The sequence below is a fragment of the Flavobacterium sp. genome, assembly GCF_044376915.1.
Lineage (GTDB): Bacteria > Bacteroidota > Bacteroidia > Flavobacteriales > Flavobacteriaceae > Flavobacterium.
On sequence record NZ_JBILKB010000016.1, the window covers coordinates 20,800 to 30,308 of the forward strand.

Sequence of the window (9,509 nt, forward strand, 5' to 3'; positions counted from 1 at the left end):
ATATAGTAAAAAAGCGTTCTGAAAAATTCAGAACGCTTTTTTACTTTTGCCTAATGCCTAATAACTAAATTAGAACATTCCACCACCGCCTTGCGTTTCGTTGGTATCTCTTTGTTTTCTTGCCAAAGCCCTGTTTTTTCCACCACCAAAAATATAATTGAATCCTACATAAAACGTTTGACTTTCCCAATAAAAAGCGCCCAATTGTTGGTAAGGGATATTTCCATCAAAAGCAAATCGCATGTTTTCAAACACGTCGTTGTAGCGAAGGGTTACCGTTCCTTTTCCTTTTAATACATTGTAGGTAGCACCAAAATCCATTTTGTACATGGCTTTACGCTCATATTGCAATCCTTTATCGAGTCCTCTATACATACCAAACAATTGAAAACGTAAATCTTTTGTAGCCGTAAAACTATTATTAATTCTAGTATTGAAAGTAGTTACATCTACTGCTGCATTTTCAAGCATATTGGTGCTGGCATTTTGAATGGTACCTTTTGCCGTTTTAAAGTAGATATCAGCACTTGCATTAATAGACCACCAGTTGAAGAATTTTAAATTCGCCGAAGATTCAATTCCGTAAGCATTATTGTTGTCAAAATTATCATACGATAAGATATTCCGATTGACATTGTTGGGATCGTTAGATACTGTTCTCGAAATTTCATCAGAAATGCTTCTGTAAAATACACCACTAGTAATTGAACCTAATTTGGTGTTTCTGGTGTAATTTACTTCAAATGAATTGGTAAATTGTGGCGCCAACTCAGGATTACCTCTTGATTCCATTAAGGGGGTTGTCCATTCTCTGATAGGGCTTATTTGTCCAATACTTGGGCGATCTACACGTCTTGAATAATTGAAGTTAAAGGAATTATTCTCATTTGCCGTATACGTAAAAAAGGCCGATGGATATGCTGTAATTAATTTGTCCGATATTTTTTGGCGATCAGTAAACGTAGGATTGGTTTCACGTAAAGCAAAGTTGGCGTCTAATTCAAAATATTCTAAACGCACACCCAATTGGCCGTTCCATTTTCCAATTTGCTTGCTGATGTTGGTATAAGCAGAATGTATATTTCGGCCAAACCCAAAAGAATTGTCGGCGCTTGTAAATTGAGGATTGATATCATTAAATCCATTTCCCGAATTTTGAATTCTGGTTTCCACACCCATTTCTAATTTCGTACTTTCCGAAATAGGATTCACATAATCGGCGTTGAACTGAAAATAATCGGTTTTTCCCTTTACTAAATTGGTGCGATCATTGGTTTGAATGGGATTAAAAACAGTTTCATTATACTGAGTGTCTTCGTCGTTTACCGTATGCGAGTAATTGAATTGCAGTTCCAAATTTTCGTCTTTTTTGTCAAAATCATGTTTGAAAACGACATCGTATGTTTGGTTGGTATTGCTGCTTGAACTCCCAAAAAGTTGTGTGGTATTTCGATTGGTCAACGCGTCATAAACAACTGTAGTTAATCCGGTTCCTGAACCCGCTGTAAAACTTTGATTGGTATAAGCCGATAAGGTATTTTTATCGTTGATGTAAAAATCCATACCCAGTTTGACCAAATGCGAACTGTTTTTATTTTTGAATTTAAAATCTTGTCTGTTTTCTTGTCCCGGTCTTTCACTTTCTACAAATCCGTTGTTGGCATTAATACCATGATTGAAACCATAGTTGGTGTAAAAGTTTACTTTTCCTACACGGTAATTAAGGTTTAAAGCCGAATTGGTTTTGGGTGTGATGCCAAAGGTGACGCCGGTGTTGATAGAACCGTTGAATCCGACTTGCGAATTTTTATGCAAAATAATATTGATGATTCCACTCATCCCTTCTGGGTTGTATTTGGCAGAAGGATTGGTAATTAACTCTATTTGTTTGATGGAAGCCGAGGGAATTTGTTGTAACAATTGTTCGATGGAAACATTAGATGGTTTACCGTCTACTAATACACGAACGTTACTGTTTCCGCGCATGCTAATTTCTTTGGTTTGGGGATCAATACTTACGGTAGGAATGTTGTTCATGATTTCAGAGGCAGTCGTACCTGAGGCAATCAAATCTTTTCCAATATTAATTACTTTACGGTCAATTTTTTGCACCATGGTGGAACGATCAGAAACTACTTGCACTTCTTTAAGTTCAGTTACATCTTCTTGAATGGCAATGACACCCAGATTGTATTGTGCGTCTTTTGTTAAATCAACAGAATTTGTGAGGGTTAAGTAACCAATAAATTGAATTTCAACGGTGTATTTTTTTTCGGCAAGCGCTGTAATTGAAAAACTTCCGTCGTCTTTTGTAACCCCGCCGGTTACAATTTTATTGTTATCTTTTACTACAATGTTAACGTAGGGCAAGGCTTGTTTCGAATTTTTATCAATAACTTTTCCTTTGATGCTCCCCGAATTTTGAGCAAATCCGTAATAAAGGCTTAAAAATAGGCAGGTAATAACTAATTTGAATTTCATTTAATGGGGTGTTGTAATGATTAATGGTAGCTAGTAGACAACAAATCGGACATATTGTTACATTTATTTTAACTTTTTATTTTTTTCAGATAAAAAACTAAGGGCTATTCATAAATCAGTAATTACTATTTATTACATTTGCGCGTTATTAAAAACAGGTACAAATGACATTACATCACACTTTAACGGCTCACATCCAAAAAGCGGTTCAGGAATTGTTCGATATTTCTATCGATACCTTTGAATTTCAGGCTACTAGGAAAGATTTTGAAGGTGATATTACCGTGGTGGTTTTTCCCTTGGTAAAAATGGTCAAAGGCAATCCGGTTGCGATAGGTACTCAAATTGGAGACTACCTTATTTCTAATGCTGCTGAGGTCGCAAAATATAATGTGGTGGGCGGTTTTTTGAATTTGGTCATATCGGATGCGTATTACGTTACTAGTTTCAATTCTATAAAAGACAATGATACTTTCGGATTTGTGATGCCAAATGAAAACGAGAAGGCAGTTATGGTAGAATATTCTTCTCCCAACACAAACAAGCCGCTGCATTTAGGTCACATTCGAAATAATTTATTAGGGTATTCGGTTGCTGAAATATTAAAAGCTTCCGGAAAAAAAGTATATAAAACACAAATCATCAACGACCGTGGTATTCACATTTGCAAATCGATGTTGGCTTGGCAAAAATTTGGTAAAGGGCAAACTCCCGAATCGACTGGGCTGAAAGGCGATAAGTTGGTGGGGAATTTTTATGTAGCCTTTGACAAACAATACAAACAAGAGATTTCTGAATTAATTGCAAACGGATACACCGAAGACGAAGCAAAAAAACAAGCACCTTCCATTTTAGAAGCGCAACAAATGTTATTGGATTGGGAACAAGGAAAACCCGAAGTAATTGCACTTTGGAAAACCATGAACCAATGGGTATATGATGGATTTGAGCAAACCTATAATAATTTAGGGGTTAACTTTGACAGTTATTATTATGAATCCAATACCTATTTGTTAGGAAAGGAAGTGGTGCAATTTGGATTGGAAAAAGGGATTTTCGAAAAGGATCCCGACGGTTCGGTTTGGATTGATTTAACAGCAGACGGTTTGGATCGTAAAATTGTACTGCGATCTGATGGAACGGCAGTGTACATGACCCAAGATATTGGTACGGCCATACAACGTGTTAAAGATTTTTCTGATGTTGGTGGCATGGTGTATACCGTTGGGAACGAACAAGATTACCATTTCAAAGTGTTGTTTTTGATTTTGAAAAAGTTAGGCTTTGATTGGGCTGATAGTTTGTATCATTTGTCGTATGGAATGGTTGAATTGCCTTCTGGAAAAATGAAATCCAGAGAAGGAACCGTGGTAGATGCAGATGATTTAATGACTGAAATGACAAACACTGCGCAACAAATTTCAGAAGAATTAGGAAAATTAGAAGGCTACTCGTCTTCAGAAAGAGCAGTTTTGTTTCAAACTATTGGTTTGGGTGCTTTGAAATATTATATGTTGAAGGTTGATCCTAAAAAGCAAATGATGTTTAACCCCGAAGAATCGGTAGATTTTGCCGGGAATACAGGGCCATTCATTCAATACACATATGCCCGCATTCAATCCATTTTGAGAAAAGCTGATTTTGCTTTTGAAAATGTTGTCACATCGAGTGAAGTTGAAATGCACGAAAAAGAAAAAGAATTGATCAAGCAAATACTATTATTTCCAGAGGTAATTCAAAACGCCGCCGCGCATCATAGTCCGGCCTTAGTGGCGAATTACACCTATGAATTAGTGAAAGAATTCAATTCATTCTATCAACAGGTTCCTATTTTAGGAGAAGAAAATCAAGATAAAAAAGTATTTAGAGTACAATTGTCAAAATCAGTTGGAAATACTATAAAAAACGCATTTCAGTTGCTAGGAATCGATGTTCCAGAGCGCATGTAAATTGATTAGGGAGTTAGCAGTTACGAGATTAGAGTTAGGAGTTAGGATTTTGGAATTTCTAATTAGGATAATTGGCATTCCAATGAAAGAGAAATCTTTTACAAAGTAGACACCTATATGAGCAAAGCGAGAACAATTGTTCTAGAATTTAAACTTGGCCATGGATTTTGGAATTTAAAAAATTGGAATTTTAGTAATGAACACATCAAAATATTTTATTCAGGCATTATTGGTAGTGGTTTTTTCCACGCTTTCCTTTATGTTGTTTAAAGAATTTTTACCTAAGAAAATTTTCCCAGATAGTACGGCTACTTCTAAAAATAGAGTAGTGGATAGTTTATTGCTAGAAGCCATCGCTAAAGATGGAAGTATTAAAGAAAAAGATACCTTATCAAATAAAATTATTGATTATAAAGTGGTAGACGGTATCCAATTTCCAAAAGAAACTTTTGAAGCGTATAAAGGGAATCAATATTTAGTTACTTTTTTTGAAAAATTATACCAATTAGAGACCGCAAATCAAGGCAATGTTCGTATTGCTTATTTTGGGGATTCCATGACTGATGGTGATTTAATTGTAAAAGACTTTCGAACCTATTTGCAAGAGCGTTTTGGTGGAAAAGGGGTTGGTTTTGTGAATATTACTTCTGAATCGGCTAGTTCAAGAAGCTCTATCACTCATGAGTTTTCTGGGAATTGGAACGCACAATCCTTTTTAAAAGTTAAAACACCATCTCGAGCATTTGGTGTAAATGGCCACGTGTTTTTTGCTAATGACACGTCTAATGTTACCTGGGTAAAATTTAGAGCAACCCAAACAAAATTTGCGACTGAGTTACCGAGACCTACTTTGTTTTATGGAAGCGCCAAGAATTATTCGGGAAGGGTTTTTTGTGGTGCAAACGATTCTATTGGAAGAAAATTAATGCCCTCAACAATTTTAAACACCCTAACTTTAGCGGAAGGAAATCTTAAAAATTTAAAAGTAAACTTTTCCAAAGCCGATTCCATCCCCTTTTACGGAATTAATTTTGATGATGGAAAAGGAGTGCATGTCGATAATTTTTCCAATCGTGGCAATTCGGGTTTGCCATTAGGGACATTTAATAAAGCTATAATGAATTCCTTTCATGCCAAATTGGATTATGATTTAATCGTTTTGCAATATGGAGCGAATATCCTGAATTATGGAACGCTGGATTACTCTTGGTATGAAAGACGTATGACTAAAGTGGTGGAACATCTTAAAGCATGTTTTCCAGGAGTGGCAATAGTTATTATTTCGACCGCTGATAAATCCTCTAAATACGATTTAGAAATGAAAACAGATGCAGCCGTTATTCCTTTAAATATGGCTCAAAAACGATATGCCATTAAATCAGAATCCAGTTTTGTAAATTTATTTGAATTAATGGGCGGTGAAGGTTCTATGGTAAAATGGGTAGAAACCGCACCTTCGAAAGCCAATAAAGATTATACGCATTTTAACCACAGGGGCGCAAAAGAAGTGGCCAATATTGTATTTAGCCAACTAAATCAAGGGTACGAATTGTACAAAAATTTAAGAAAAAAACGCAAACCAGTGCTTTCTACTCAGAAAGATAAAACCAATTGGCAAGAAAATTAAATGGATGAAGCATAATTTTATCTTTTTACTCTTTTTCCTAACATCTTTTGGTTTTGCACAAGAGGTGGATTCTACATTAGTGGTCATAGATTCTACGATCGTAGATTCGGTCGAACTCAAATTTGATAAAAACAGCCTTCAAAATACCCTTGCACTCGTTGCATTGTTTGAGCGATTGTATCAATTGGAACAAACGAAATCTGGTAAGGTAAATGTGGTTCATATTGGCGACTCTCATATACAAGCTGATTTATTTACCGCGCAAATGCGAAACAAAATGCAAGCGGTGTTTGGTAATGCCGGTTTTGGCTTTACGTTTCCCTATAGTGTGGCCAAAACCAATAATAGTGCCCCCATTCGATTTTCGGCTACGGGTAATTTTCAGAGTGTTCGAAACCTTTATGCCGATATAGTAAGACCTGTGGGATTGAGTGGAATCGCTTTAGAACCTTCTTCGGCTGAATTTTCAATTCAAATGGAAGTAAAAGATACACAATACCATTTTACACATTTACAAATAATTACACCACAAAATACCCCTTCATTTGCCGTTTCCTTGGCCCAAAAAAATACTACAATCACAACAAAAGTACCTAAACGAGTAACCCATAAAATCAAGCCAGGCGAAGTTTTAGGAGGTATTGCCGATGCGTATAACGTTTCCTTGAAAGCGTTAAAAAAAGCAAACGGACTAAAAAGCGATTTGATTCGGGACGGGAAAATATTGACCATTCCTATTGGGAGGACCCAGCCCCAAAAGATTACAAAAACGACTTTTATACCGATCGATTTGAGCGAAACAGTGCTGTCCCATGATTATGCTTCCGGACAACCTTTGGACAAAATTACCTTAATTCCCAATCCAAATTCCAATGCCTTTGCATTAAACGGTTTGGTCTTGAGCAATAACGCACCCGGAATTACCTACAGTGGCATTGGTGTAAACGGTGCAAAATGTTCCGATTACAACAAGTTTCCTTTGTTTTACGAGCAATTGCCTGCTTTGCAGCCCGATTTGATCGTTATTTCTTTAGGAACGAATGAAAGTTTTGACAAGCAAAGTGACGAAGTCTATTTTAAACAATTGGATCAGATGATTGCTTCAGTAAAAGCAAAAGCACCAATGGCAACTATTCTAGTAACCACACCGCCACCGTCGGTTTTACATAGAAAATACACCAATACATTTATAGCCGATTATGCGCTAAAGATCAAAGAAAATGCGCCTGCAAAAGGATATGCTGTATGGGATTTGTTTGAAGTTTTTGGAGGAAATAAGAATATTTTTAATAATGCTGCAAAAGGGTTGATGGCCCGCGATAAGGTCCATTATTCAAAAATGGGTTATGAAAAACAAGCCGACTTGTTTTTTGAAGCTTTTTTGCAATCATACGAAACATATAAATCAACAAAATAATAGTGATAGCACTTTTTACTTTTCAAAATTGGTTTACGGAAACCTTTGGTAGTCTAACAATGGAAACCGTTAATAATTGGTTTGTATACAATCCAAAAGAGCCATTATTGTTTAACTCGGGCTTATTTTTGGGCTTGTTTATCGTGTTTTATGCCCTGTATATTTCTTTGAAAAATACGTTCTACCAGCGCTTGGTTTATGTGATTGCCTTTTCCTTATTTTTCTATTATAAATCGAGTGGGATTTACTTTTTATTGCTGGTTGCGTCTTCGGTGGTAGACTATAATTTAGGGAATTTAGTGCATCGCACCACCAGTGTATTTTATAAAAAAATGTGCTTGGCCTTTAGTGTGATTTTAAACTTGGGTTTTTTGGGGTATTTTAAATACACCAATTTTGTAATCGATACCTATAACTCGGTGTCGGGAACCCATTTTGCATTTCAAAAAATTATATTGCCGGTGGGTATTTCCTTTTATACCTTCCAGTCCATCAGTTATATCATTGAGGTTTACCGCAAAGAAATCGAACCTACAAAACACTATGTAGATTATTTGTTTTTTGTTTCGTTTTTCCCGCAGTTGGTTGCCGGTCCAATTGTAAGGGCAAAAGATTTTTTACCTCAAATTTATCAGAAATTAAACATCACCAAAGAAGAAGTAAACAGGGCTTTATTGCTTATTATTGGTGGATTATTAAAGAAAACTGTTATTTCCGATTACATCTCCATCAATTTTGTAGACCGTGTTTTTGATGCGCCATCCAGTTATACAGCCTTTGAAAATTTAATGGCTTCCTATGGATATGCCATTCAAATATATTGCGATTTTTCGGGCTATTCTGATATGGCCATTGGGGTAGCATTGTTGCTCGGATTTAAATTGCCAACCAACTTTAGAACGCCGTATCAATCGGCTTCGATTACTGAGTTTTGGCGCCGTTGGCACATTTCATTATCGACGTGGTTGAAAGACTTTTTATACATTTCGGTGGGCGGTAATCGTCAAGGAACTTTTGCTGGATTCTTATTCCCTGCATTGTTCTTTTTTATTGCCATTTTATGGAGCATTTCGTTTATTGGAACGAGTCACCTGCCATTGTTTATTTCGGTTGGGGCTACTACTGTTTTTATTTTTACGTTTTTATTTTCTAAAGATCGAGAACGCACCCTGTTTACCAATGTAAATTTATTGACCACGATGTTATTAGGAGGTTTGTGGCACGGAGCTAGTTTACGATTTATCATATGGGGTGCCTTACACGGTATTGCCCTTGCGGTTCATAAAATAGTATTGGAATATTTTCCTGTAAAGGCGGAGAAAAAGAAAACCATTTTTAGTGTTATTTGGACCTTTTTTGCCGTACTATTGACCTTCCATTTTGTAACGTTTTGTTGGATTTTCTTCCGAGCGAAAGATTTTACAACAGCCATTGAAGTCATTCAAAATATCGGTAAGGTAACTTTAGATCCCAACCAATGGATGGTAATTCTTTCGGGATATAAAAATGTATGCATGTTGATGGCTATTGGTTTTATCTGGCATTTTCTGCCTGAAAAATTGGTTAATTTTATGCAAAGCATTTTCAAGGCACTTCCATTAGTTTTCAAAGCCATAGTCTTAGGATTTGTGTTTTGGGTAGTTTATGCCACTGCATCTGCCGGACCACAACCTTTTATTTACTTTCAGTTCTAAGTAACATTTGATACATTCAAATACGAAGCGATACTTTACATTTGTGACAAACTAATGTACAATGAAGCAATTACTGTTTTCCAATTGGCACGCCATGCGAATCATTCGATTGGCATTTGCCGTATTCTTATTTTTTCAAGCCTATGAAACGCAAGAGTGGTTTTTGGTGGCGTTTGGTATATTCTTTTTAATTCAAGCTATTTTTAATGCTGGTTGTGGCGCAAATGGTTGTCAAATACCTAAGAAATAGCACCATGAAAAAATATATAATCGTACTATTATTGCTTGTTTTGCCTACGGCAGTTGCACAAACTACATTTAATTATGATGTCGTTTTAACA

Annotated in this window: 6 protein-coding genes; 5 read left to right on the forward strand and 1 reads right to left on the reverse strand. The window is 36.1% G+C overall.

Annotated features, from left to right (window positions below):
- Positions 1–69 precede the first annotated feature (69 nt).
- Entirely contained in the window at positions 70–2,481 is a 2,412-nt protein-coding gene (locus tag ACIQ6Z_RS03110) for a TonB-dependent receptor domain-containing protein (protein WP_396209472.1), read from the reverse strand.
- A 164-nt stretch (positions 2,482–2,645) separates the two neighbouring features.
- On the opposite strand from ACIQ6Z_RS03110, the gene argS reads away from it, so the two are divergent.
- From argS to ACIQ6Z_RS03135, 5 genes are all read left to right on the forward strand, one after another.
- Positions 2,646–4,430, forward strand: a complete 1,785-nt coding sequence (gene argS, locus ACIQ6Z_RS03115) for an arginine--tRNA ligase (RefSeq protein ID WP_396209473.1) — start codon at positions 2,646–2,648, stop codon at positions 4,428–4,430.
- A 196-nt stretch (positions 4,431–4,626) separates the two neighbouring features.
- Positions 4,627–6,057, forward strand: a complete 1,431-nt coding sequence (locus tag ACIQ6Z_RS03120; RefSeq protein WP_396209474.1) for a hypothetical protein — start codon at positions 4,627–4,629, stop codon at positions 6,055–6,057.
- A 4-nt stretch (positions 6,058–6,061) separates the two neighbouring features.
- Positions 6,062–7,474, forward strand: a complete 1,413-nt coding sequence (locus tag ACIQ6Z_RS03125) for a GDSL-type esterase/lipase family protein (RefSeq protein ID WP_396209475.1) — start codon at positions 6,062–6,064, stop codon at positions 7,472–7,474.
- A gap of 59 nt (positions 7,475–7,533) precedes the next feature.
- Positions 7,534–9,168 carry an MBOAT family O-acyltransferase gene (locus tag ACIQ6Z_RS03130; protein ID WP_396209476.1) on the forward strand — a complete coding sequence of 545 codons (1,635 nt, stop codon included), beginning with the start codon at positions 7,534–7,536 and terminating at the stop codon, positions 9,166–9,168.
- A gap of 61 nt (positions 9,169–9,229) precedes the next feature.
- A complete protein-coding gene (locus tag ACIQ6Z_RS03135) occupies positions 9,230–9,418 on the forward strand; it encodes a hypothetical protein (RefSeq protein WP_396209477.1) in 189 nt (62 codons plus the stop codon).
- The last annotated feature ends 91 nt before the right edge of the window (positions 9,419–9,509 follow it).